Annotated in this window: 22 protein-coding genes, 1 tRNA gene and 1 pseudogene; 8 read left to right on the forward strand and 16 right to left on the reverse strand. The window is 71.0% G+C overall.

Annotated elements, in window-relative coordinates; all coding sequences use genetic code 11:
- Positions 1-40: 40 nt before the first annotated feature.
- From serS to ABZ863_RS31365, 12 genes are all read right to left on the reverse strand, one after another.
- A complete protein-coding gene (gene serS / locus ABZ863_RS31310) occupies positions 41-1,318 on the reverse strand; it encodes a serine--tRNA ligase (protein ID WP_128462999.1) in 1,278 nt (425 codons plus the stop codon).
- A gap of 87 nt (positions 1,319-1,405) precedes the next feature.
- Entirely contained in the window at positions 1,406-1,636 is a 231-nt protein-coding gene (locus ABZ863_RS31315) for an acyl carrier protein (protein WP_023415553.1), read from the reverse strand.
- 21 nt (positions 1,637-1,657) lie between these two features.
- Entirely contained in the window at positions 1,658-2,665 is a 1,008-nt protein-coding gene (locus tag ABZ863_RS31320; protein ID WP_023415552.1) for a beta-ketoacyl-ACP synthase III, read from the reverse strand.
- Complete coding sequence (locus tag ABZ863_RS31325) at positions 2,662-3,666, reverse strand: hypothetical protein (RefSeq protein WP_023421021.1); 1,005 nt, start codon at positions 3,664-3,666, stop codon at positions 2,662-2,664. The genes ABZ863_RS31320 and ABZ863_RS31325 overlap by 4 nt, the downstream gene beginning before the upstream one ends.
- Before the next feature lie 56 nt (positions 3,667-3,722).
- Positions 3,723-4,298 carry a hypothetical protein gene (locus ABZ863_RS31330; protein ID WP_023415550.1) on the reverse strand — a complete coding sequence of 192 codons (576 nt, stop codon included), beginning with the start codon at positions 4,296-4,298 and terminating at the stop codon, positions 3,723-3,725.
- A 13-nt stretch (positions 4,299-4,311) separates the two neighbouring features.
- Entirely contained in the window at positions 4,312-4,797 is a 486-nt protein-coding gene (locus ABZ863_RS31335) for an SRPBCC family protein (protein ID WP_023421020.1), read from the reverse strand.
- Positions 4,797-6,083: an aminotransferase class III-fold pyridoxal phosphate-dependent enzyme gene (locus ABZ863_RS31340; protein ID WP_023415548.1), complete on the reverse strand. Its 1,287-nt coding sequence runs from the start codon at positions 6,081-6,083 to the stop codon at positions 4,797-4,799. The genes ABZ863_RS31335 and ABZ863_RS31340 overlap by 1 nt, the downstream gene beginning before the upstream one ends.
- Before the next feature lie 43 nt (positions 6,084-6,126).
- A complete protein-coding gene (locus ABZ863_RS31345; protein ID WP_023415547.1) occupies positions 6,127-7,266 on the reverse strand; it encodes an acyl-CoA dehydrogenase family protein in 1,140 nt (379 codons plus the stop codon).
- A 110-nt stretch (positions 7,267-7,376) separates the two neighbouring features.
- On the reverse strand, positions 7,377-8,984 hold the full coding sequence (locus ABZ863_RS31350; protein WP_023415546.1) for an aldehyde dehydrogenase: 1,608 nt from the start codon (positions 8,982-8,984) through the stop codon (positions 7,377-7,379).
- A gap of 104 nt (positions 8,985-9,088) precedes the next feature.
- On the reverse strand, positions 9,089-10,558 hold the full coding sequence (locus ABZ863_RS31355; protein ID WP_023415545.1) for an MmgE/PrpD family protein: 1,470 nt from the start codon (positions 10,556-10,558) through the stop codon (positions 9,089-9,091).
- On the reverse strand, positions 10,509-11,522 hold the full coding sequence (locus ABZ863_RS31360) for a diacylglycerol kinase family protein (protein ID WP_023415544.1): 1,014 nt from the start codon (positions 11,520-11,522) through the stop codon (positions 10,509-10,511). The genes ABZ863_RS31355 and ABZ863_RS31360 overlap by 50 nt, the downstream gene beginning before the upstream one ends.
- Before the next feature lie 36 nt (positions 11,523-11,558).
- A tRNA-OTHER gene (locus ABZ863_RS31365) sits at positions 11,559-11,645 on the reverse strand.
- Positions 11,646-11,827: 182 nt separating this feature from the next.
- Here ABZ863_RS31365 and ABZ863_RS31370 point away from each other — a divergent pair.
- The 4 genes from ABZ863_RS31370 (at position 11,828) to ABZ863_RS31385 (ending at position 15,927) form a co-directional block, all read left to right on the forward strand.
- The gene (locus tag ABZ863_RS31370; protein WP_256644763.1) at positions 11,828-12,883 is read left to right on the forward strand and encodes a DUF2156 domain-containing protein; all 1,056 of its coding nucleotides are present in this window, start codon (positions 11,828-11,830) and stop codon (positions 12,881-12,883) included.
- Positions 12,884-12,935: 52 nt separating this feature from the next.
- Positions 12,936-13,172, forward strand: a complete 237-nt coding sequence (locus ABZ863_RS31375; RefSeq protein WP_023415542.1) for a hypothetical protein — start codon at positions 12,936-12,938, stop codon at positions 13,170-13,172.
- A gap of 153 nt (positions 13,173-13,325) precedes the next feature.
- A complete protein-coding gene (locus ABZ863_RS31380) occupies positions 13,326-14,432 on the forward strand; it encodes an acyl-CoA desaturase (RefSeq protein WP_023415541.1) in 1,107 nt (368 codons plus the stop codon).
- A 115-nt stretch (positions 14,433-14,547) separates the two neighbouring features.
- The gene (locus ABZ863_RS31385; protein ID WP_023415540.1) at positions 14,548-15,927 is read left to right on the forward strand and encodes an MFS transporter; all 1,380 of its coding nucleotides are present in this window, start codon (positions 14,548-14,550) and stop codon (positions 15,925-15,927) included.
- 96 nt (positions 15,928-16,023) lie between these two features.
- On the opposite strand, the gene ABZ863_RS31390 is transcribed toward ABZ863_RS31385, so the two are convergent.
- Positions 16,024-16,299: an acyl carrier protein gene (locus ABZ863_RS31390; RefSeq protein ID WP_124273863.1), complete on the reverse strand. Its 276-nt coding sequence runs from the start codon at positions 16,297-16,299 to the stop codon at positions 16,024-16,026.
- A 218-nt stretch (positions 16,300-16,517) separates the two neighbouring features.
- On the opposite strand from ABZ863_RS31390, the gene ABZ863_RS31395 reads away from it, so the two are divergent.
- The 4 genes and pseudogenes from ABZ863_RS31395 to ABZ863_RS31410 form a co-directional block, all read left to right on the forward strand.
- Positions 16,518-17,048 carry a flavin reductase family protein gene (locus ABZ863_RS31395; RefSeq protein ID WP_128462297.1) on the forward strand — a complete coding sequence of 177 codons (531 nt, stop codon included), beginning with the start codon at positions 16,518-16,520 and terminating at the stop codon, positions 17,046-17,048.
- A 101-nt stretch (positions 17,049-17,149) separates the two neighbouring features.
- Entirely contained in the window at positions 17,150-18,325 is a 1,176-nt protein-coding gene (locus ABZ863_RS31400) for a cytochrome P450 (RefSeq protein ID WP_128462298.1), read from the forward strand.
- A gap of 705 nt (positions 18,326-19,030) precedes the next feature.
- Positions 19,031-19,165: a hypothetical protein gene (locus ABZ863_RS31405; protein ID WP_358195688.1), complete on the forward strand. Its 135-nt coding sequence runs from the start codon at positions 19,031-19,033 to the stop codon at positions 19,163-19,165.
- Between the two features lie 278 nt (positions 19,166-19,443).
- A pseudogene (locus tag ABZ863_RS31410) lies at positions 19,444-19,776 on the forward strand (IS5/IS1182 family transposase); the annotation flags it as partial.
- A gap of 14 nt (positions 19,777-19,790) precedes the next feature.
- Here ABZ863_RS31410 and ABZ863_RS31415 read toward each other — a convergent pair.
- The 3 genes from ABZ863_RS31415 to ABZ863_RS31425 all read right to left on the reverse strand — a co-directional run bounded on the left by ABZ863_RS31415 (position 19,791) and on the right by ABZ863_RS31425 (position 22,910).
- Positions 19,791-21,056: an MFS transporter gene (locus tag ABZ863_RS31415; RefSeq protein ID WP_023415535.1), complete on the reverse strand. Its 1,266-nt coding sequence runs from the start codon at positions 21,054-21,056 to the stop codon at positions 19,791-19,793.
- A 62-nt stretch (positions 21,057-21,118) separates the two neighbouring features.
- Positions 21,119-22,153, reverse strand: coding sequence for a hypothetical protein (locus ABZ863_RS31420; protein ID WP_358543059.1), 1,035 nt, complete (start codon positions 22,151-22,153; stop codon positions 21,119-21,121).
- Between the two features lie 76 nt (positions 22,154-22,229).
- Positions 22,230-22,910, reverse strand: a complete 681-nt coding sequence (locus tag ABZ863_RS31425) for a class I SAM-dependent methyltransferase (RefSeq protein ID WP_206281325.1) — start codon at positions 22,908-22,910, stop codon at positions 22,230-22,232.
- Between the last annotated feature and the right edge of the window lie 157 nt (positions 22,911-23,067).

A 23,067-nucleotide genomic window follows, 5' to 3' on the forward strand; every position in this document is an offset into this window, starting at 1 on the left:
GGCCCCCCGCCCCCCGCGCCGGGGGCCCGCGGCTCTCGGGTCAGTTGGTGCTGCCGTCCGCCAGGATCCGGGAGAAGCCCGTGTACGAGTGCAGCGCCTTGGGCAGCTCGACGGACCCGTCCGGGCGCTGGCCCTGCTCCAGCAGGGCGGCCAGCGTCCGGCCGACGGGCAGCGCGGAGCCGTTGAGCGTGGCCGCCGCCTCCTTGCCGCCGCCGGGCGTGCGCACCCGGATGCCCGCGCGCCGGGCCTGGAAGGTGCCGCAGTCCGAGACCGAGGAGATCTCCCGGAAGGCGGCGCTGCCCGGCAGCCACACCTCGATGTCGTAGGTCATCCGGGCCGAGAACCCCAGATCGCCGGCGGGCAGCAGCACCACCCGGTAGGAGAGCTCGAGGCGGCGCAGGCACTCCTCCGCGTGCGCGACCATCCGCTCCAGCTGGGCGGGCGCGTCCTCGGCCGCGCAGACGCGCACCAGCTCCACCTTCTCGAACTGGTGCAGGCGCAGGATCCCGCGGGTGTCGCGGCCGTAACTGCCCGCCTCGGCACGGAAGCAGGGGGTGCGGGAGGTGAAGGCGAGCGGCAGCTCGTCGGCCGGCAGCAGTTCACCGGCGACGAGGCTGGTCAGCGGCACCTCCGCGGTCGGCACCAGGAACAGCTCCCGGTCGCCGACCCGGGTGGCGAACAAGTCGTCCTCGAACTTCGGAAGCTGACCGGTGCCGGTCATCGTCTGGCGGTTCACCAGGTAGGGCACCGTGTGCTCGGTGTAGCCGTGCTCCTGGGTGTGCAGGTCCAGGAAGAAGTCGCCGAGGGCGCGCTCGAGGCGGGCGCCGGGCCCGCGGGTCACCGTGAAGCGGGCGCCGGAGAGCCGGGCGGCGCGGGAGCTGTCCAGGATGTTCAGTGCCTCGCCGAGGTCTGCGTGGTGGCGCTGTGGCCCGTCCTCGGTCACCGGCGGACCGCCCCGCCTGACCTCGACGGCCTCCTTGTCGCTGTGCCCGTCGGGCACCTGATCGAGGGGCAGGTTGGGGATCGCGAGGAGCAGTTCGCTCAGCTGTGTCTCTGCCTCGTGCGCGGCGGCCTCCGCCCGCTGCACCCGCTCCCGCAGCCGCCGCGACTCCTCGCGGGCCTGGTCGGACGGGCGGCCTCCGCCGTGCCCGCGCGCGGCGGCCTTCAGCTCGGCGCGCAGCCCGGACACGTCGGCCAGCGCGGCGGCACGGCGCCGGTGGGCCTCCTCAAGACCGGCCGTGTCCAGGGCGTACCGGCGCCGTTCAAGACGCCGCACCGCCTCGGGCCCCAGGTCCAGGAGCTCGCGTACGTCGTGCATGGAACTCTCCTTGGCTGCGTGCCTGTCGGGGCGAGGTGAGGTGCGGCGCCGTGGCGAACGGCCGGCCGTACAGCGGGAACCGGGGCCTCAGACGGCGGCGCGCCGCTCGGTGATCATGCGGGCCATCTCGCCGATGGTGGTGGCCTCCATCAGCTCGTCGTCGCTGATCTGGATGGCGTAGTCCTTCTCCAGGAGCATCGAGAGCTCGACGACGGCGAGGGAGTCCAGTTCGGCCTCCTCGGGGGTGGCTTCCTGGGTGATCATGTCGGGGGAGACCTTGAGCTTGGAGACGAGGATCTCTTTGAGGGTGTCGAACATGGCGGGCTTCCTTTCGAGGGGTCAGCCGACTTCGATGTCGGGCCAGGTGAGGGTGGCCGCTCCCCAGGACAGCCCGCCGCCGAAGGCGGTGAGCAGCACCCGGTGGCCCGCCCGCAGCGAGCCGTCGGCGGCGGCCATGGCCAGCAGGGTGGGCAGGGAGGCCGCGGCGGTGTTTCCGACCTCGGCCACGTTGGACAGCCGGCGCTGCGGCTCGAAGCCGAGCTCGTCGGCGACCGCGGTGAGGATGCGCAGGTTCGCCTGGTGGGCGCAGAGCCGGTCCACGTCCGTCAGCTGCCAGCCGCTGCGTGCCACGGCCGTGCGCGAGGCCTCGCTCATCCGCTGCACCGCGTGCCGGAAGGTCTCCCGGCCGTTCATCTTGAAGTAGACGTCGTTCGGGTCGGGCTGCTTGGACGGCGGGCCACTGGAACGCGAGCGCGAACCGCCTGCCGGTACCTGGATGAGGTCGGCGAGCGACCCGTCGCTGCCCAGCACGGGCGCGCCGACGGCGCCGGGCTCATCGGCCTCGCCCGCGCGCAGCAGGACCGCGCCCCCGGCGTCCCCGAAGAGCACCACGGTGGCCCGGTCGTCCGGGTCGACCATGGTGGTGAAGGCGTCCGCGCCGATCAGCAGGACCCGTTCGGCCGCGCCGGTGGCGATCAGACCGGCGGCGCTCGACAGTCCGTAGAGGAACCCGGCGCAGGCGGCCGACAGGTCGAAGGCCGCAGTGGTGCCCAGGCCCAGCCGTGCCGCGATATCCGGTGCGGTGGGCGGGACCTGGCGGTCGGGAGTGGTGGTGGCCAGGATGACGGTGTCCGCGCCCCCGCCGCCGGCGGACTCAAGGGCCCGCCGGCCCGCCTCGACGGCCAGGTCGGAGGTGGCGCCGCCGGGCTCGACGACATGGCGGACCGACATGCCGGTACGGGTGCGGATCCACTCGTCGTTGGTGTCCAGGCGCGCGGCGAGATCGTCGTTGGTGACCACGCGGGGCGGCAGGTAGGAGCCGACGCCCGCGATGACGGCGGACTTCATGCCGTGGCCCCGGGGGTGGAGGAGCCGGACAGCACGTCCAGGGGCAGGCCCATGTAGGCCATCCGGGACTCGGCCATCTCGTCCGTCCACCGCTCGGCCATGTCGTAGCGCTCCTCGGGGGTGGTGTCCAGGAGCCGGGTGCCGGGCCAGATCTCGTAGTCCCCGATCTTGTCGGCGTGAGCGGCCATGCCCTGCTGGAAGAGCTCCTCGCGGTGGATGACGAACTTGCGGTCGTCGATCTCGTCCCACAGCTTGACCCCGGCCGCCAGGATCTCCATCAGCCGCGGCCGGTACTCGGGGTGCCTGCGCACGTGGTCGCGCAGGATGGTGCTGGCCACGGTCAGGTGGCGGATCTCGTCGATCGCGGTGCCGCGGGAGATCTCCCCGGTGGCCGGCGACAGCGGAGTCCACTTGCGCTCGCTCAGCTCGGCGGCCGGGGCCAGCACACCCTCGATGACGATGGCGAAGACCGCGACCCCGCCGGGGAAGTCGGCCTGCGTCTGGACGATGTCGAGGGTGAAGTCGATGACCGGCTGCAGCACCTCGCGGCGGTAGTCGGCGGCCATCGCCTCGATGTCCTGCAGCAGGGTCGCCTCCGGCATCCCCAGCTCCACCAGGTGGTTGCGGAACACCCGGGCGTGGCGGGCCTCGTCGATCAGCTGGGTGGCGTAGAACTCCAGCTCCGGGATGCCCGGGGCGATCGCCACGTAGGGGGCCAGGATGCGGGTGGCGACCTCCTCGGACAGACCGCGGAAGCCGAACTCCAGGACGAGGGCCTCACGCAGCGGGCCCGGCACCTTCAGGAAGTCGGGCACCTGCGCGCTCGCGTGGTGGCCGGTGACCCCGCGGTCGCGCAGGGTGCCCTGGGCGACCTGGGTGATCCAGTAGGCGAGGTTGCACTCCTCGGGCCCGAGGGTGAGTTCCTTGGCGCCGTCGAGCAGACCGGGAGCGGTCTCCCAGTCGGCCTCCTGCGCCACGCTGCTCTGCGGGGAACCGGTCATGGCGGATGGTGCTCCTTTCTGTCCCGGGCAGGCGCCCGGAGAAGTGCCGGGGCGGGTCAGCGTGCGGCCGGGGACACCGGCTGCTGGTCGGCCGCCCGCAAGGCGGCGCCGGCCGTGGCCGCGTGCGGGGACGCGGGGGCGATGTGGCCCACCGGCTCCGGGTCCTGGGCGTGGCCCACCGGCTTGGGGTGCGCCAGGCGCAGGTCGTCAAGGAGCCGCAGGTAGCCCTTCTGGCGCACCGGCTCGTAGGGCAGCGCGAAGGACTTCATGAAGTTCCCGAACAGGCCGCGGTCACCGCTCAGGTGCCACGGGATCGCCAGCAGCGCCCACTCGGGGCCGATCGTCAGGCACCACACGCCCACGACCACGCCCTGTGTGATCAGGCTGTGCATCACGTTGTAGAGCACGTAGTAGGCCTTGGAGATGGGGCGGCCGCCGGCGCGTTTGAAGGCGATCGCGCCCGGGAGGTAGCCGATCACGTCGATGTACAGGAAGAGCGCGATCCACACCGGCCAGCGGATCTCGCCGAAGTTGGCGATGATCAGGCCGGTGCACACCGCGAAGCCCAGCAGGTACTCGGCCCGGTGCAGGGCGAAGGTGCGTGGTGTCTCGAAGGGGTTCGCCTGGTCCATGTCTCCGCCCTCCTCAGACGCCGACGGTGCCGGCGGGCGTGCCGAGTTCGACCTCGCTGCGCAGCTCGGTGCGGCTGAACAGGCCGGTCACCGCCCAGGCCACGGTTTCCTTGATGACCCGCTCGGCGATCGGGTCGAGGATGCCCTCGAGGCTGGGGATGCCGAAGTCGAAGTCGACCTCGAAGTGCACGACGACGTCGTCGCCCTGCCGGGTCAGCGCCCACTTGCCCTCGAAGGTGTCGAAGTCGCCGTCCTCCTGCTCGAACCGGATCTCCAGCTCGTCGCGGACGAAGCGGTCCTGCTCGGTCCAGCGCAGCAGGCCGCTGCGGAAGTGCAGCTCCCAGCTCGAGCTGCCCTGCGCGTCGGGCAGGGTGCCGTGCACCGTGGTGGAGCTGACGTGCGGCGCCAGCTGGGGAAAGCGGTCGAACCTCGCGATGGACTCGTAGACGGTCTGCGGGCTCTCGCCCAGGACCACCGCGTCCAACTCCACGTGTCGCATCAGTTGTTACCGCCTTCCGGCATCCTGGCCGAACCGGCGACCAGATCGAGAGTGGCTTTGTCGAAGGCGCTGAGCAGGAACTCCACGTCCAGCGCGGTGAGCGTGGCGGGCGGGGTGAAGCGGATCACCGCGCTGCCGTTCATCGAGTGGTTCGCGACGACGCCGTGGTTGAAGAGCTCGATCAGCAGCTCCCCGGCCAGGCCGGGCTCGGCCAGCTCGACCCCGATCAGCAGGCCGCGGCCGCGGACGTCGACCACGAGGTCGGGGATGTTGCGCTCGGCGATCTCCTTGATCCTGGGCAGCAGCTGGGCGCCCAGATCCATCGCCTTGGTGACCAGGCGCTCCTCCTGGACGGCCCGGATCGCGCCCTGGACGGCCGCCATCAACAGCGGCTGTCCGGAGAAGGTCGAGGTGTGGACGTAGGGGTCCTTGTCGAACGGGCGGAACGCCTTGCGGGTGGCGATGGCCGCCGAGACGGGCACCACACCGCCGCCCAGCGCCTTGCCCGCCAGAAGCACGTCGGGCACGACGCCCTCGGTGTCGGCGCCCCACCACTCGCCGAGCCGGCCCATGCCGCTCTGCACCTCGTCCAGGATGAGGAAGCCGTCGTACTCGCGGACCAGTTCCTCGACCCGCTTGAGGTAGCCCCGGGGCGGGATGATCACGCCGCCCTCGCCCTGTACCGGCTCCAGGATCACGCAGACCTCGCCGGGGTGCGCCCGCAGCTCCTCCTCCAGGGCGTCCGCGTCACCGAAGGGCAGGTGGCCGACGTCGGGGATCAGCGGCCTGAAGGGCTTCTGGTAGACCTCCTTGGCGGTGGCCGACAGGGCGCCCAGGGTCTTGCCGTGGTAGCCGCCGCCCATGGACACGGTGCGCTTGCGGCCGCCGGCCCGGGCCAGCTTGAGGCCGGTCTCCACCGCCTCGGAGCCCGACAGGGCGAAGTGCACCCGGTCCAGGCCCGGCGGCATGACGGAGACCAGCGCCTCGGCGGCGCGCGCCACGGTCGGCTCCAGCAGGATGCGGGTGGCGACGGGATGGGTGTCCAGCTGGCGCTGGACGGCCTCCATCACGAGGGGGTGGCGCGCGCCCATGATGAAGACGCCGTAGCCGCCGGCGTTGAGGAAACGCTCGCCGTCGCTGGTGGTCAGCCAGTTCCCGGAGGACTCCACCTCCATATGGCTGCCGAACAGTTCGGCGAGGGTGGCCCGGCCCTTGCTGAGGTGGGCCCGGTAGAGGCCGAGGATCTCTTCCTCGGTGTCGACCCGGATGTCCTGGGTCACGGTCACGGAAAACTCCCTGAGAAGGACGGGCGGTCGGAAGGAGGCGCGGTCAGGACAGGTCGAGCGAGGCACCGCCCGCGTAGTCGGCCAGCGGCTGGGAGGCCGAGGCCCGGCCCGGCGGGTGGAAGATCAGCGGCCGTACGGAGGCGGCGAGCCGGGCGTGGTGCGGGCTCTGGATGAAGTCGACCCCGCCGAGCAGCTCCAGGCTCAGCTCCGCGGACCGCGCGAGCAGGTCCTGGGCGGCGTAGCGGGCGACGAGCACCTGGGCCACCGCTTCCTCGCCGTCCACACCGTCGCGCACCGCGCGGGCCACGCCCTCGAGGAGGGCGAAGGCGCTCTCGGCGTCGATGACGACGTCCGCGCGCTGGGCGGCGGTGCCCCGGCCGCGCCGCAGCACCACTTCGGCGAGCGCGGCCGCGGCCCCGGCGTATCCGGCCGAGACCAGCATCTCGAACCAGATGACGCCCGCCGCCTGGAGGTCGTCGATCCGGGTCGGGTCCTCGGGCGTGGTGCGGATGACCATGTCGTCGGGCACGAACACGTCGGCGAGCCGCACTTCCTCACTCTCCGAGGCGGCCAGTACGTCGCTGCCCCAGAAGGGGTGCACCGTCAGGCCCGGCGCGTCGGCCGGGACCAGCGCCAGAGCCAGTTCCGGGGTGCCGTCGGCGCCCGGCACGGCGATGGAGGCGGTGAGCAGTTCCATCGAACGGGCCAGGCTGCAGGGCTTCTTGGCCCCGCTCAGCCGGTAGCCGCCCTCGACGGGGGTGGCCGTCACCGACGGCGCGAAGATGTTCTGCTGGGTCTTGCCCTCGGCCCAGCCGGACGCCATCAGGACCTGGTCGGCCACAATGCGGCGCAGCAGGTCCATCTGACGCGGACCCAGCCGCCCGGCCGGCTCGGCCAGCGAGTACAGCATCGACACCGTGAAGTGGTGCATGGTCACCCCGGCGGCCACGGACGGCGAGGCGGCACCGATGGCGCGCTGTACGCGGACCACGTCCAGCGGATCGGCACCGTGCCCGCCGAACTGGGTGGGCACCATCAGCCCCACCCCGCCGTGCGCGCGGAACACGCCGATCGCCGGGCTCCCCACGGCCTCCCGCTCGGCGAAGGGGATCTCCTCCAGCGCCTTGAGCAGACCGGGGTGGTAGCGGTCGCAGACCGCGCGGGCGGAGTCCAGGGAGCGCACGGACAAACACCTCCGTTGAGTGGGGAAAGCGGAAAGAGCGGGGGAGGAGCGAGGGGAGAACGGCTCCTTCGGGCAGGGCGGTTCAGCCGGGGCGGTGCAGGCCGGCCGGCTCAGGGCCCGAAGACGGCCTCGTGCGGGCTGACGTCGTGGGCGATGCTGACGCCCTGGATGTGCGACGTCTTGAGGATCGGGTAGTTGGCCTCGCCGTAGACACCGCCGGTCAGGCCGGTACCGCCGTGGCTCGGCAGGTAGGGCAGGAACCCGATGTGCGAGTCGTTGATCTTCAGCAGGCCGCCGTTGACGACGCGCTGCACGAACGCGTTCATCACGCGGGCCGACTTGACCCACAGCGAGTTGCGCAGCCCGTACTCGTTGGAGTTGACGAACTCGATGAACGTGTTCAGGAGCGCGTCGTCGTCTTTCGCGTCGGCCGGCTGGGGCACCACGATCGGCAGCAGCGGGAAGAACGTCTCGCTCTTGACGATGTCATGCTGGCGCGCCCCGGCCAGACCGTCGACCCGCACCACGGTCGGCTGGAGGAAGACCCCGGTGTCCGAGACGGTGCCGTCGACCTCGGTGCGGTGCCCGCCGGTGATGATCTCGCCGCCCAGGTCCAGGGACTGCTGGAGCAGCCTGAAGAAGTTCTCGCTGCGGCGCACCGGGGAGAGCAGCACGTCCTCGTCCTCGGGGAAGCCGGGCTTGACCAGCTTGACCCGCTCCTGCACCGCCGCGATGAGCTCCTCGGCGATCTCCGGATGCACCAGCACGCAGTTGGGCACCATGCAGATCTGGCCGGAGCCGTAGAACGACTCGCAGATCGCCTCGGCCGCCTTCTCCAGGTCGGCGCCCTTCCAGATGACGATGGTGTCGTTGCCGGCCAGCTCCAGAATGGGCTTCTTGTTGTTGGCCACGCAGCGCTCCTGGAAGCGCAGGCCCTCCTGGCTGCCGCCGATGTAGAAGATGTCGTTGACCAGCGGTGAGGCGATCCAGCGGTCCAGGGTCTGCTTCGGGTTCGAGCAGACGGCGTTGAGGATGCCGGCGGGCGCGCCGACCTCGTCCAGAAGCGGGCCGACCACGTCACGCATCAGCCACATGGTGCTCAGCGCGATACTGCGCGGGGCGCGCATCACGACGGCGTTGCCGGCCATCAGCGCGAGCACGGCCAGCGCGGCGCTGGGCGCCGGGGCGTTCTGCGGGGGGTTGAAGGCGACCACACCGTCGGGCTGGCGGCGCACGATCAGGCGCCGCCCCTCGTGCTCGAACTCGGTGTGCATCCGCTGCCGGTACCAGTACAGGCTCTCCTCGCTGTAGATCTGCTTCATGCAGCTCAGTTCCCAGCGGGCCAGGCGCAGCGGGTGCGCCTCGGAGGTCAGGATGTCCAGGAACTCGTCCTCGCGCCGGATCAGTTCCTCGCGGAACATGCTGCCCAGACGCATCCGCCGCTCCAGCGGCACCTCGGCCCAGGCCGACGCGGCAGCCGCGGCGGCCTCCGTGGCCAGGTCGATGGAGGCGTCGCTGGCGATGGCGCAGCGGCCCACCACATAGGGGTGGTCCGCGGCGTCGGAATCCGGGTTCTGCTCAAGTTCCCGCTTCAGACTGACGCTGGTGAAAACGTCTTCGAGGAGAGACCGGGCGCTGACCGTGTAGACCCAGCCGTCGCCTTCGACATCCTTGCCCGCTATGTAGAGCTTGTAGCTGCGGAATTCCTTATCAGGCATCAAAGGACCCTTCCAAGTCTATGGCCCTGCTCACTGTCCACTGGTCCACCGGGAATCGATGCTGTCAGCGGCGGCTGACTCCCCGCTGACATACGCCTCGTGAATTACCGCAACGCCGATTCGATCCAGCTCCGCAGAGCGTCGGCGTCCATGGATTCGAGTTCTCCGGCGCCGTCCGCGACGCCGGGCGACCCACCGAATTCGAGGAACTTCTCCCGCATCAGTTCCGCGTGGTGGGCGCGGGTGTGCGGCCCCGCGGCGGCGATCGGGATCATGCGCTGACGGGAGGCGGTACGCCCATCGGCCATCCGCACCGTCACCCGCGCGCCGGTGGCCTTGGCGGAGGAGGTGAACACGTCGCGGGTACGGTCGCCGGCCGCGCCCCGGGCGAGCTTGGCGACCTCGTCGCCGGCGAAGGAACGCAGCCAGGGCCAGGCCGCCTCGCCGGCCTGGCGCACCGCCTCGCCGAAGGGAGCGTCCGAGGCGAACAGGGCCTTGGTCAGCTCCGGGTCGTGCACCAGGCGCACCCGCTCGGCCAGATTCCAGCGGGCACGTTCGTTGAGCAGCGGCGCCGCGAAGTCGTTGACCGTCAGGCCGCCGGTCAGCAGCGCGGTGGCCACCGGGTAGGGGGTGTGCAGGACCAGGGCGCCCAGGGGCGAGCCGGGCCCCACGACGTAGGAGGCCGCCTTCTTGCCCGCGAACAGGGTGTAGAGGGAAGCCTCGACGACGACCTCCTCGATGTCCTCGGGGCGGCACGGGCCGAGCTGGCGGTGGAGCGCGGCGGCGCAGTCCACCGCCGCGTCGACCCCCGGGCCGCCGGGATGCATCTTGAAGGAGAGGGTCTCGGTGTGCCAGCGCTCGCCGAGCCCGGCGTTGACCGCGTCGGGCAGCGGCACGGAGGCGAAGTGGTCCAAGAACCCGTCGGGGTGCTCCAGGATGTCCACCGCGCCCTGCAGCCCGGCGCGGGCCCCGTCGCAGGAGTCCATCGCGGTGCGCACCGGTGTGAACGTGTTGAACAGGCGGGCGTCGCTGGCCAGGAAGGCCCGCATCAGCGGCCAGTTGGGCATGGCGAAGGCCAGCCCGAGCGCGTTGCGCCACACCGCGTCGTCGGCGCCCTCGCAGTGCAGCCGCCCGGTGACCGCCCCCGCCAGGTGGGTGTGCACGGCGCTGTGGCCGCGCAGCGGGCCGAGCGTGGCGGCCGCGGTGATCCGCGCCGCGCACTCGTTGGCGGCGACGACCGCGGCCAGCAGCGCCGGGCCGTCGAGCCGCCGCGAGTGGGCGAAGGCGAGCGGGACGGACACCGTGGAGTTCGACAGATGACCCGCGTAGGCGGTGTCGTCGAGGTTCAGCCAGGAACCCAGCCCGGACAGCACGCACGCGGAGTTGCGCGGATCAGCCTGCAACGGCGGCCCGAAACCCTCGATGAGGCGCCGGCCCAGCGGATGTGCGGCCCCCGCCCTGATCGAGGCGAGCTGCGAGAGCAGCTGGCTCGCGGCCAGGGCCCGCACCCGGGCCGGGATGTCCTCAGGTCGCAGCCACGCCGCCCAGCGGCACAGCTCCTTGAGTATCGACACGCGTCACTTCCTTTGTGGGAGCACCCCAGACCCCCAGCGCGCCCGGAAGGACCTCGACGCTCATCCGGGTCCAGTTGAGGTGCTGCAGTTCACCGTCATGCTCGAAGCACAGCGGATGGCCGTCGGTCCGCTCGACGACGATGTGCCGGCCCCGGCCGTGCACCACGCCCGGCTGCCGAGCCAACTGCCCGGTACGGGCCAGTTGCGGCACCTGGACGGCGGGCACCGAGGCGCCGACGACACAGACGTCCAGCAGGCCGTCGTCCAGTTCGGAGTCGGGCAGCACGAGGTACTGGCCGCCGCGATAGCGGCCGCCGCCCACATTCGCCAGCACGGTGGCACCTTCGTGCAGCACCTGGCCGTCGACCGTGACGCGCCCCGGGTAGGGGGTGAAGCCGTCGGCCGCGTCGGGCAGCGCCCGCGCGTACTTCTCGCGGCCCGCGGCCCGTACGGCGCGCGCCGCGACCAGTCCCTCGGCGATCAGCCCCGAGCAGGCTCCGAGCAGCACCGGCTGTCCCGTCTCGGCCAGCCGGCCCAGGTCGATGCGGCGCAGCCGGGCCCCCTCGGGTGCGCCGGTCAGGGTCGCCTCCAGGGACTCGGCCCAGGGCCGGTCGGCCCACAGCATGCGGTAGCCGGAATTGCCGGTACCCGCGGGCACGATGGCCAGCGCGGCCCCGGCGCCGGCGGCTTCCGGGGAGCTGAGCCCCTGGACGGCCTCGTGCACCGTGCCGTCGCCGCCGACCGCGACCACCAGGTCGGGGGCGGGACGCGCGCCGGGGGCCAGCGCGGCACGGACGACCTGGGCGGCGTCGCCGCGGTGCGTGGTGCGGTGCACCGTGACCTCGGTGAGCCGCCGCCTGCAATGCCGTACGACCTGCTCGACGAGGTCCGGGCGGGCGGTGCCCGCCGTGGGGTTGACGACGACGAGGGCCCGCCGGGGGGCCGGGGCTGCCGCTGTCGGCATGAGGCTGACCTCCAGACGCTGCATCAGTGATCGACGCGGAGAGGGCAGGATTCGAACCTGCGTGGGCTTGCGCCCGACTGAAGCGAACTCCGGTCCCCGATAAGCCACTCCGGGCACCTCTCCTTGTTCCCGGGTGAAGCCCTGTCCCGGTCACGGCACTAACTCTGGCACCCGTCGCTGATATTTGCCTGACGGGCCGCTGACACCCCCATCGGATGCCTTTCCCCGCTCTTCCGAGACTCAAATGCGTGGTGCTCTACTGCGCTGAGTCCAGTTTCGATCCAGAGCGGAAAGGAAGAGGCTTGATGTCTTCGGCACATACATTGGAGAAAGCCGGGCCGGGAAACTCCGCGCCGGCGCCGGCCGCACACGAGTCCGCGGCGCACGATACCGTCCTGCACGCCATCCGTACGCACACCCAGGCCGAGCACCCCAGCGCGTTCCTGGCGATGAGCCGGGGCACCAGCGCCTTCACCGCGCCCGGCCTCGACGGCGTCATCGCCTACCGCAGGGCGGGCCGCTACCTGGTCCAGCTCGGTGGCCCGTTCGCCGCCCCCCAGTCCTACCTGCCGCTGCTCGACCGGTTCGTGGCCCACGCCCACGAGCAGGACCTGCGGGTGGTCGGCGCCCAGCTGCAGCGCCACGACGCCCAGGCATACGCCGAACGCGGCTTCACCGTGAACCAGTTCGGCTCCTCCTGGGTCGTGCACCTGCCCGACTTCACACTGCGCGGCACCCGGTTCATGCGGATGCGCAACAAGATCTCCCGCGCCTTCCGCAACGGCCTGCAGGTCAGCGAGGTCTCCCCGGACGACGTCAGCGGCGCGATCCGCGACATCGACGCGGCCTGGCTGGGCTCCAAGGGTGACGAGGCGCGTCCGCTGGAGTTCCTCGTCGGCGAGCTGGGCGGCGCGGCCCAGGAGCACCGCCGCCTGTTCGTGGGCACCATCGACTCGCGGCCGGTGGGCTACATCTCGTACTCGCCGGTGTACGGCGAGCGGGCCGGCTGGATGCACGACCTCAGCCGGCGCATCCCCGACGGCTCACCGGGCCTGATGGAGGCCATCAACTCGCACGTCATCGACGTCCTGCGGGACGAGGGCGCCACCTGGCTGCACTTCGGCTTCACGCCCTTCACGGGCCTGGACCACGGCAACGAGATGCCCGGCCACAGCGCGTCCTTCCAGTGGCTGATGCACTTCCTGTGGGACCAGGGCGCCGCGCTGTACCCCGCCCAGACGCAGCTGGCCTACAAGGAGAAATGGGCACCCCAGGACCCCATCCCCGAGTACGTGGCCTTCGACGGCCCGGCCTCCGTCGCCGCCTTCGCCCACATCTTCCGCGCCTGCAACGCCTTCTGACGGCCCATCGCATCGTCAGCCCACCCGGCGGAACCAAGAAGGAGACCGCACCATGCCCACCGCACACGAACCGGCCGGCCAGGCCGGCCGGAACGACCCCACCGACCAGAACGACCAAGCCCCGCCGGACGCCCCCGGCCCCACCCCCGCCGACGCCCTCAAACAGCAGTTGGTGGAGTCCCTGATGGGCGTCATCGGCGCCCCCGACGACGCGGACGCCGCGCGCACCGCGGACGACGTCCTGCGCACCCTGGACGCCGAACTCGCCCAGGAATCCGCCGCCGCGTGAAGAGAGCCGGCGCCGCGCCCACGCCCGCGGGCGCGGCGCCCCTGCGGTCTTCCAGGCCGCCATCAGCGTCTCATCAGCGCGATGTCCGACGCTGAAGCATGCCTTCATCCGGCGCCGGGCGCCGGGATACGTCCTGCCCAAGGAGATCCTTCTATGCAGTCTCCGAACATCAACGAGACAGAGTCAGGCGCGGTACGGCAGCTGGATCCCGGCCTCGCGGTCGCCACGGGGGAGCTGGACAGCAAGGGCGCCTCCGCCAGCTTCTCCGAGCTGCTCAAGCGCGTGAAGGCCGAGGGCCTGCTGGACCTCGACACGCGCTACGACTACCGCCGGCTCGCCCTGAACATGTCTCTCATCATGGCCGGCCTGATCGCGTTCTTCCTGATCGGCGAGTCATGGTGGCAGATGCCGGTCGCGGTGTGGATGGGCCTGTGCGGGGTGCAGAGCGCCTACATGTGGCACGAGGTCGGCCACAAGGCGATGTTCCGAGACAAGCGCATCGGAACGCTCACCGCCTACTTCCACGCCAACTTCTTCAGCGGTGTCAGCTACGCCTGGTGGGTCAACCACCACAACCGGCACCACAGCCACCCCAACCACATCTCCCTCGACCCCGACATCGGCCGCCGCACCGCGATCTTCGACATGAAGCAGTACGCCACCCGCACCCCCGTGCAGCGCTTCATCGTCCGCCACCAGCGCGTCCTCTTCTTCCTGCTCCTGGTCCTCGAGGGCTACAAGATGGAGAAGACCACCGTCAAGGAACTGGCCAAGAGCGACGCCAAGCACCGCTACCTCGAGATCGCCCTGGTCGTCGTGCGCACCGCGGTCTACCTGACCGCCGTGTTCACCGTCCTGACCCCGCTGCAGGCCGTCGCCTTCATCGCCGTGCAGCACGCCGCGCTCGGCATCTACTTCGGCCTGATGTTCGCCCCCAACCACAAGGGCATGGAGGTACGCGACGGCGAGAAGGAGACACTGGACTGGCTGGAGCGCCAGGTCCTCACCTCCCGCAACATCCGCCCCAACTGGTGGATCGACTTCCTGTACGGCGGCCTCAACTACCAGGTGGAGCACCACCTCTTCCCGGCGATGCCGCAGCGCAACCTGGCCCGTGCCCGCGAACTGACCAAGGACTACTGCGCGGAGCGCAACATCCCCTACGTCGAGGTCAGCTTCTGGGAGTCCTACCGGCAGGTCGCCACGTTCCTGCACGAGGTCAGCGAGCCGGCCCGGCAGAAGAACAAGGCAGCCGCCTGACCCCCGCTGCTCCCCGCACCCCCGTACGTGCCCCCCTGCGCCCCGGCCTACCACCGGGGCGCAGGCACTTGGACCCGACCCGCTCCCACCACCCTCTCCAGGAGCTGTGAACCCCATGTCACAACCGACGGCGCTGCGGAAGGAAACCGCTGCGGCGCCCTCCATCGGCGACCGGATCGACCGGATGCCCATCACGCCGACACACCGCAGGCTCACCGCCGTGATCGGCGTGGGCCTGCTCTTCGACACCTTCGAGAACAACCTCGCCGGCACCATCTCCAAGGTGCTGCAGGAGGACTTCGCCTTCAACGGCACCACCCTCAAACTCGTCCTGGCCTCGGCGTTCATCGGCCAGTTCTTCGGCTCCGTGGTACTGGGCCGCGTCGCCGACCGCTACGGAAGACGCCGCGCCTTCCTCATCAACCTCGCGCTGTACTCGGGCTTCTCGCTGCTCGGCGCGTTCTCCCCGAACGCCGCGTGGCTGATCGTGACCCGCTTCTTCGCCGGCGTGGGCATCGGTGCCGAGCAGTCCCTCTCGGACTGCTACCTGGCCGATGTGCTGCCCGCCAAACAGCGCGGCCGCTACACCGCCTGGGCCTACACGCTCGCCTTCTGCGGGGTGCCCGCCGTCGGCTTCGCCGCGCTGTGGCTGGTGCCGCTCAGCCCGCTGGGCATCGACGGCTGGCGCTGGCTGTTCGTCCTCGGCGCACTGGGCTCGGCCGTCGTATGGGTGCTGCGCCGCAACCTCATCGAGTCCCCCCGCTGGCTGGCGGCCAACGGCCAGGAGCAGGAGGCAGAGCGCCTGGTGGCCCGCATGGAGGCCGAGGTGCCCGCGACGGCCCTGACCACCCAGGCACCCACCCAGACCCCGGCCGTCCAGGCCCCGGCGCCGGCCGGCCGCCTGCGCGACGTGTTCCAGGCCCGCTTCCGCCGGCGCACCGCCATGCTCTGGCTCTTCTGTTCCCTCTCGGTGGTCGGCTACTACGGCTTCGGCGCGCTCGCCCCGCAGATCCTGGCCGCCAAGGGATACGACGTGGTGACCAGCATCGGCTTCACCGCGGTCTCCTTCCTCGGCTACCCCATCGGCGCCCTGCTCTCGGTGCCCGTGATGGACCGCATGGAGCGCAAACGGCTGGTGGCCCTGTCGGCCACGGCGATGGCACTGTCCGGACTGGCCTTCGCCTACGCCGGATCAGCGGCGCTCATCATGTGCTCCGGCATCCTCTACACCCTGGTGAGCAACGTCTTCTCCACCGCCAGCCACGTCTACCTGGCCGAGCAGTACCCCACCCAGATCCGCGCCGCCGCCACCGGACTTGCCTACTCGTTGTCCAAACTCAGCGCCGCGGCACTGCCGTTCGCCCTGCTGCCGGTCCTGGAGGCGCACGGCCCCGGCCCCCTGTTCGGAGTCATCGCCGGGGCCATGGGAACCCTGGTCCTCGTGGTCCTGGTACTCGGCGACCGCACCACAGGCATCTCCGTCGACCGCGACTGACCCGGGCACACCCGCACATACGCGTGGGCGGGGCCGGACCCCTGACGAAGGGATCCGGCCCCGCCCACGGCCCGTACGGCCGACCGTACGAGGGTCTCAGCTGTGGACGACCTCGTTCTGCTCCGCGGCCAGGAAAGCCGCCATCTGAGCCAGAGTCGAGTACTCAAGGGCGACGCTCGGGTCGAGCACGAGACCGAACCTCTCCTCGATGTCACCGAACAGACCCAGGGCCGCGACCGAGTCAAGTCCGTACTCGACGTACGGCACGTGCGGGTGGATGTGCGCTATCGGCAGGGACACCTGGGTGCCCAGCCTCTCCGTGAGCCAGCCGAGAATCTCGCCCTCGGACATGACCGGCTCCCTGTCCGCCATGAGCAGCTCCTTAACAGTCCTACGTGGTCCGTCGGCATCTGCCTACGCCCCTTGGCCTTGCCCTCCCATCCTGCTCCCCGCCGCTCAACGCAGACTTGACCCGCCCCGGCCGCAGCGCCCGCTCCCCCCGCTCTCGAGCCCCCCTTGAGCCGTTCTTGGCATCGTCTCCACCGATCGGCTCCCCGTGCCCGCGCCGCCCACCCGATGAAGGAGCACCCATGAGCCCAGTCCAGGAGCAGATACCGACGGTGGCCGATGCCCGGCAGTTCAAGGACGCGATGGCGCTCCTGGCCGCTCCCGTCTCGGTGGTGACCACGCTCGACGCGGCAGGCCGGCGCTGGGGCTTCACCGCCAGCTCGGTCTCCTCCGTCTCCCTGGACCCGCCGCTGGTGATGGTCGGCATCGCACTCGCCTCCAGCTGCCACGCCGCGATGGCCCAGGCAGGCGAGTTCGTCGTCAACCTGCTCGGTGAAAGCCACCGCCCCATCGCCCAGCGCTTCGCCACCAGCGGCGTGGACCGGTTCGCCGCGGGCGGCTTCGACGCCTGGGCGGCAGACACGGCACTGCCCTGCCTCCCGGACGCGAAGGTGCTGCTGCGCTGCCGCACCGTGGACGTGATCCGGGCCGGCGACCACGACCTGCTGCTCGGCACCCCGCAGCAGATCCGCATCCGCGACCGGTCCCTGCCCCCGCTGCTGTGGTACCAGCGCGGCTTCCACACCCCCGTGCCCGCCACCGCGACGGTCTGAGCACCAGCGGAGCGTCAGCCCGAGGTCAGCAGGCTGTCACAGCCGCTGCGTACGGTCGGCCCCACCCCAGTACAGGCAACCCACCCCAAGGACGTGTGATCATGGCCAACCCCACCTATCCGATGACCCGTCAGTGCCCCATGGCCCCACCCGCCCAGTACAACGATCTGCGCGGCCGGGGACCGACCAAGGTAGACATGCCCGACGGTGGCTGGGCCTGGCTGCTCACCGCCTACGACGACGTCCGCCAGGCCATGAACGACCCGCGCTTCAGCTCGGACGACGAGAAGATGGGCCGCGCCCGCACCGAACTGCCCACCGGCCACGACCTGAACTCCTTCTGGCGCAAGGACGAGCCCGAACACGGCCGGCTGCGGCACATGATGATGACGGAGTTCACCGCCCACAAGATCAAGTCCTGGCGGCCGCGCATCCAGGCCCTGGTGGACGAGCTCCTCGACCGCCTGGAGGAACTGCCCCGCCCCCTCGACCTGTACTCCGAGTTCTGTCTGGCGCTGCCCACCCAGGTCATAGCCCAGCTCCTCGGCGTGCCGCAGGAGGACTACCGGACCTTCGCCAAGCAGAGCCGCGAGGTGCTGAGTCTGGACAACCCCGAGGTGTCCTGGCGCGCCTTCGGCGAGATGAACGACTACCTGAACCAGCTCATCGAGGAGAAGGAGCGGGAGCCGAAGGACGACCTGATCAGCCGGCTGATCGTCGACCGGGTGCACACCGGCGAACTGGACCGCGAGGACCTGCTGCCGATGGTCCGCTTCATCCTCGTCTCCGGCTACGAGACCACCACCAGCCAGATCGCCCTGAGCGCCCTGACCCTGATGACCAACCCCGACGTACGGGCCAGGCTGATCGAGGATCCCGAGCGCATCACCGCGTTCGTCGAGGAGTCACTGCGGTTCTGGTCCGTCTCGCAGGACAACGTGCTGCGCGTGGTCGACCAGGACATGGAGTTCTCCGGGGCGCGCATGTCCGTGGGCGAGCTGGTGATCCTCGCCGTCCCCTCGGCCAACCACGACGAGCGGGCCTTCCCCGACCCCGAGAACTTCGACCTGGACCGCGGCGAGAACCGGCACGTCGCCTTCGGCTTCGGCACCCACCTGTGCGCCGGCGCCTCGCTGGCCCGCCGCGAGGTCGAGATAGCCATCACCTCCCTGCTGGCCCGCTACCCCGAGGTACGCCTGGTCGGCGAGGTCGACGACCTCACGTTCCGTCAGCAGAGCCTGGTGTACGGCCTGGAGCACCTTCCGGTCACCTGGTAGTGGCGTACGCGACGCCCAGTTCGCGGCAGAGGGCACCCACACGGCACGTCCGGGACACCGGGCGTGCCGTTCGCGCGTACGGGGCCGCAGCCACCCGCGGACGCCCCGCCGCCATACCGACGACAAACAAGGACGTCCAAGAACCTTCAAGCCGGATTCGACCGGATCTCGAACCGTCCACGGCAGATTCATGAGTACCAACCGCGCGAGAACGCAACAGGCGGGCAGCGAAACGGCGGCACGGCCCGGGCACCGGAAACCCCGGCCGTCCGGCCCGGACCGCCCAGCTGCAGCCCGGAGCCATGTCCCCCGCCCGCCGCGATCCGGCGGACCGAGGAAGAGCTCCCGCCCTGCCCCTCGACCCGTCCGAGCGACCGGGATCCGGCCACTGGGACGACACCTGACCGTTCGGTGAACGCGACCGGCCCCACCAGGCCACCAGCGGCTGCCGTTCCACCCTGGCGGCAGTCACCCCGCGGTCTGATCGGCCGCTGTGCGTCCGTACCCGAGCGACGCACAGCGGCCGACCTGTGCCCCGGCCCCGCATTCCGGAGGACCGACGACCGCGCACCGAGGGGCGTTGAAGGGACGCCGAGAGAACCTTGAGCAGATCTTGAGCTGTCCTCCACCGCACTTCGGCACGGTGGTCGGATCGAACGTCCCGGACATGACCCGGGACGGCGGATCCCGACGAAGGGAGACCCGGTGAACGACGACGGACAGGACTACAGCAGGCCCTTCCACCTCACCCCGCCCCACGCCCCGCCCCTGCGGCTGGCCGGCGCGGACGACGACGCGATGGCCGTGGACGAGCCGCACATCGTGCGAGGCATCGACTGACACCACCGCGGCCCGCCACCCGCCGCTGGCCGCGCTGTGCTGCTACGAGCCCCGCGAGCGGCCGCGGTCGGTCTTCCGGCACACCGGTGACCGGCGAGCCGACGGCCGCGAGGGCGTCTTCTGGAAGGACTCACGAGACCTGCTCACCGCCGCCCACACCCAGCTCGGCGGACCGATCGTGCTGGTCTGGGACAACGTCGGCCCGCACCTCAGTCGCGCGATGCGCGCCTGGGCCATGGCCCCGGACCGGCTCACGGTGTTCCAGTTTGCCGTGTCTTCTTACCGAAGCGGTCGAGCTCCTGGCCACTCTCGCCCCCGGCCTGGCCGACGCGGTGCGGGCCGCGTCGGCGAAGGCGTACCTGGTCCCGGACGGCACCCTCCGGCCCATCGACCGCATCGCCGCGGACCGGCCGTTCTCCCCCGGCAAGCACAGGAAGCACGGGATGGGCGTGCAGATCCTCCGGTCCCACGCGAAGACCCGGGCCCTCGTCGAGCAGGCCGTCGCCATCCTCGCGCCCTGGCGACTGCTCCGCGAGCTCCGGTGCTCGACCACCCGGATCACCCGCCTCGTCCAAGCCGTCCTCACCCTTCATCCGACCAGCTCGGAGTGAGGATGGACAAAGGCTCAGCAGGAGGGCAGCGGCTTTGTGTTCTGTTCCGCGTTCTGTTCCGCCGGCTTCGGATTGCCGATCTTGCGTACGCCCGGTGCGATCAGGACCAGGGCGCGGACGACGAGGTTGGCCGCGGCGGCGGTGATCAGGATGGCGGTGGGGCCGACGAGCGCGACCAGTACGCCGGTGACCGCCATGCCCAGCGGATTGAGGGCGAGGGAGCCGACCCATTCGTAGGAGCTGACCCGGGACAGGGTGTGGGAAGGGATCTCGCGTTGCAGCGTGCTGAGCCAGAGCGCGTCGCCCATGGTCACGCCGATCGCGCCCAGCATGGCGAGGAGCGCCAGGGGTTCGAAGCCGAAGGCCGCGGCCATCCCGAGGAGGAAGAGGGAGTCGAGGCCGACCAGGAGGTTGGAGACGAGGAGGGGGCGTGCGGGCCGCCACCAGAACAGCAGCAGGCTGCCCAGCAGGGCACCGACCCCCTGGGCGGCGATGACCAGGCCCCAGGCGGTCGCGCCCATGCCGTCCTCGCCCACGGCGAGTACCGGTCCCACGATGAAGATGGCAGGCCGGACGACTCCCTGGTAGAAGCCGAAACTGCTGACCATCGACCAGACCCAGCTCCGCCCCGTGAACTCCCGCCAGCCCGTGACCAGGGACTGGCGCAGGCTCTCCTCGGAACGTGCGGCGGGGCGCTTCAGGGGGAGGCGGGTCAGGAGCGCGGCGCTCAGGAGGAAGAAGAGGGCGTCGCCGAGCACGATGTACCCGGGGTTCCAGACCACGATCAGGGCGCCGGCGACCGCGGGGCCGCAGATGAAGGCGATGCTGCGGCTGAGGGTGACCAGCGCGGTGGCGTCCTGGATGCGCTCGGCGGGTACGAGGTCGGGGACGACGCCGGTGTTGGAGGGCGTGAAGAAGGCGCGTGCCGTGCCCCAGATGACCTGGAGGACCACCAGCGTCACCAGGTTGCCGTCGCCCGCCACGAGGAGGAGGGCGGTGGCCGTCTGCGAGCCCGCCATGACCAGGTTGGTGACGATCATGATCGCCTTGCGCGACACGCGGTCCCCGATCGCGCCGCCGACCAGCAGGAACACCACCTGCGGCGCGGTCTGGGCCGCGAGCACCAGCCCCAGCGAGGAGGCCGATCCGGCGGTGTGCAGCACGGCGAAGGCGAGGGCAACGGGTGCCATGGTGGCGCCGAACATCGTCAGGGCCCGGGAGAGCAGATAGGGCGGGAATCCCGGAACGTCGAGCATGGCCTTGCGGCGCAGTGTGTGCATGGAAACGGTCCTGTTCTCTTCAGTGCGCCTGCGTGCGTCTGTTGCGTCGACAGGGGGGGTGGTCAGGCGCCGCTGACGGCCCAGGCCGTGCCGATGGAGGCGCCGCGGCGCTTCTTGACGACGCTGGAGTCCAGGCCGAGGTCGACGCTGCGGCAGCCGTGGCGAAGTCCCCACTCGACGGGGCCGTGGATCAGGGCCTGGAGGTAGCACCATTCGCGGCCCGGCAGCTCGTCCAGGAGGCCGATCTCGTAGCTTTCGAGCACCGCGTCCTGGACGGCGAAGAAGGAGACCGCGAGGAGGGCGCCGCCGGCGTCGCGGACGACGGAGGCGTGGCAGGCACCGGGGCCGAGCGAAAGGACCCACTGCCGGAGCCGGTACGCGCACAGGCGAGGGTGGTCGGTCACGCCGTACTTGCGTTTGACGGCGCACACGAGCGGCGCCGCCTCGGCGATCACGTCCTCGGCGGGAACGCACTCCGCGCCATGTCCCAGTGCCGCGAACTTGCGGCGGTCGCGGCGGCAGACGGCGCGGCGGCCGGCGGGGAGGGCGGCGATGTGCGCATCCATGTCGCCTCCCAAGAGCGGGAGTTCGGCCGTGCTGGCGAGGGCGTGCACGGTGGCCCGGGCGGCGAGGCCGGAGGCGAAGGCGTCGACCTCCTGGTCGCGCACGTACAGGGCGGCCGCGTACTTCCCCGCCTCCTCCGCCTCACCGAAGGCCCTCGACACCAGCGCGGTGCGTACCTCGGTGGCCTCGGTCGCAGTGAGCACGGCCGAGGTCAGCGTCCCCGAGGCCAGTTCACCGTTGCTGCCGATGAACGCCCAGCGCCGAGGGTCGTCGGGGACGAGGCGGCCGAGCAGCTCGGCGCGTTCCCGGAGATCCAGGGCGCCGTTGAGGAACTGCTCGCTGCGGGGGCTGCGGCTGTTGACCGCACCGAGAACCTGGCCGTGCGAGCTCGCGACGAACCAGGTGGTGGCCCAGCGAGTGTCGTCCACCGCGGAGGCCATCCGACCGGGCGCGAGCGCCGAGGTGCTGAACTGCCAGGAGCCGCTGCACAGTTCGGCGGGCACCTCATCGAAGCTCTCGATGGTCAGTTCCATGCCGGAAAACTACCAGGCGTCTCTCTGGTTGGAAAGATTCGTCTTGCTGTGTGAGACCTGGCAGGGTCGGCGCAGCTCAGGCCCAGGCGCCGAACACCGCGAACCGGTACCGCTTGTAGAAGCAGTCGGCTTCCCGGAACCCGGCCTCCGCCAGCCAGGTGAGATGCGTGGCCACCGGAACCGGGTGATCGTGGGCCATGCGTGTGCGGGCCTGGGTCAGCTCCTTGGCGCTCACGCCGCGGCTTTTCACGTCGCGCAGCCACATGTCCTCGTAGAGGGTTTCCAACTGGTGCGAATGGCCTGCGACTTGCTCAGCGTGGATGAAGACGCCGCCCGGGGCCAGAATCTCGCGGATGCGCGCGTACAGGGCCCGTTGGCTGTCGTGCGGCAGGTGGTGGACGGCCAGTGCCGAGGCCACGATGTGGAACGGGCCGGGCGGCAGGGGATCGCGCATGTCGGCCTCGATGGTCTCGTGCCGGACCGCGTACAGGGCGAGGGCGTCGCGGGCGACGGCGAGCATCCGGGGCGAGGTGTCCAGCAGGGCGAAGGAGGCCTCGGGCAGGGCCGCGGCCAGTTCGGCGGTGAGCAGTCCGGTGCCCGCCCCCAGATCGAGGACGCGTGGGGACAGCCCGGCGACCGCGGTCGCGGCGAGGTCGACCGCGACTTCGTAGAAGGGGGTCAGGTCCGGTACGAGCCGGGACCTGGCCTGGTCGTACGTCTCGGCATCCTTGTCGAACAGCCGGGAGATGTCTGCCACGGAGGGGCCATCCGTCAGTCGGGGGTGGGGAGGAGCGCTCATCCTAGGGGCTTCCCGCCGGTCCTCGCGGGGGCGCGGTGCGCCGGTGCTGCGCGTCGTCGCGCCCGGTGTCGCGGAACGGCTCCGCCGGGATCGCCGAGGCGCGGCCGGCGCCGGG

Origin of the sequence: Saccharomonospora sp. NPDC046836 (assembly GCF_040645195.1) — a bacterium.
GTDB lineage: Bacteria > Actinomycetota > Actinomycetes > Mycobacteriales > Pseudonocardiaceae > Prauserella_A.

Bases quoted from the DNA above. Each gene is read 5' to 3' on its own strand.
- serS (WP_128462999.1), bottom strand. From the start codon at position 1,318: ATGCACGACGTACGCGAGCTCCTGGACCTGGGGCCCGAGGCGGTGCGG.
- ABZ863_RS31315 (WP_023415553.1), bottom strand. From the start codon at position 1,636: ATGTTCGACACCCTCAAAGAGATCCTCGTCTCCAAGCTCAAGGTCTCC.
- ABZ863_RS31320 (WP_023415552.1), bottom strand. From the start codon at position 2,665: ATGAAGTCCGCCGTCATCGCGGGCGTCGGCTCCTACCTGCCGCCCCGC.
- ABZ863_RS31325 (WP_023421021.1), bottom strand. From the start codon at position 3,666: ATGACCGGTTCCCCGCAGAGCAGCGTGGCGCAGGAGGCCGACTGGGAG.
- ABZ863_RS31330 (WP_023415550.1), bottom strand. From the start codon at position 4,298: ATGGACCAGGCGAACCCCTTCGAGACACCACGCACCTTCGCCCTGCAC.
- ABZ863_RS31335 (WP_023421020.1), bottom strand. From the start codon at position 4,797: ATGCGACACGTGGAGTTGGACGCGGTGGTCCTGGGCGAGAGCCCGCAG.
- ABZ863_RS31350 (WP_023415546.1), bottom strand. From the start codon at position 8,984: ATGCCTGATAAGGAATTCCGCAGCTACAAGCTCTACATAGCGGGCAAG.
- ABZ863_RS31360 (WP_023415544.1), bottom strand. From the start codon at position 11,522: ATGCCGACAGCGGCAGCCCCGGCCCCCCGGCGGGCCCTCGTCGTCGTC.
- ABZ863_RS31370 (WP_256644763.1), top strand. From the start codon at position 11,828: ATGTCTTCGGCACATACATTGGAGAAAGCCGGGCCGGGAAACTCCGCG.
- ABZ863_RS31375 (WP_023415542.1), top strand. From the start codon at position 12,936: ATGCCCACCGCACACGAACCGGCCGGCCAGGCCGGCCGGAACGACCCC.
- ABZ863_RS31380 (WP_023415541.1), top strand. From the start codon at position 13,326: ATGCAGTCTCCGAACATCAACGAGACAGAGTCAGGCGCGGTACGGCAG.
- ABZ863_RS31385 (WP_023415540.1), top strand. From the start codon at position 14,548: ATGTCACAACCGACGGCGCTGCGGAAGGAAACCGCTGCGGCGCCCTCC.
- ABZ863_RS31390 (WP_124273863.1), bottom strand. From the start codon at position 16,299: ATGGCGGACAGGGAGCCGGTCATGTCCGAGGGCGAGATTCTCGGCTGG.
- ABZ863_RS31395 (WP_128462297.1), top strand. From the start codon at position 16,518: ATGAGCCCAGTCCAGGAGCAGATACCGACGGTGGCCGATGCCCGGCAG.
- ABZ863_RS31400 (WP_128462298.1), top strand. From the start codon at position 17,150: ATGGCCAACCCCACCTATCCGATGACCCGTCAGTGCCCCATGGCCCCA.
- ABZ863_RS31415 (WP_023415535.1), bottom strand. From the start codon at position 21,056: ATGCACACACTGCGCCGCAAGGCCATGCTCGACGTTCCGGGATTCCCG.
- ABZ863_RS31420 (WP_358543059.1), bottom strand. From the start codon at position 22,153: ATGGAACTGACCATCGAGAGCTTCGATGAGGTGCCCGCCGAACTGTGC.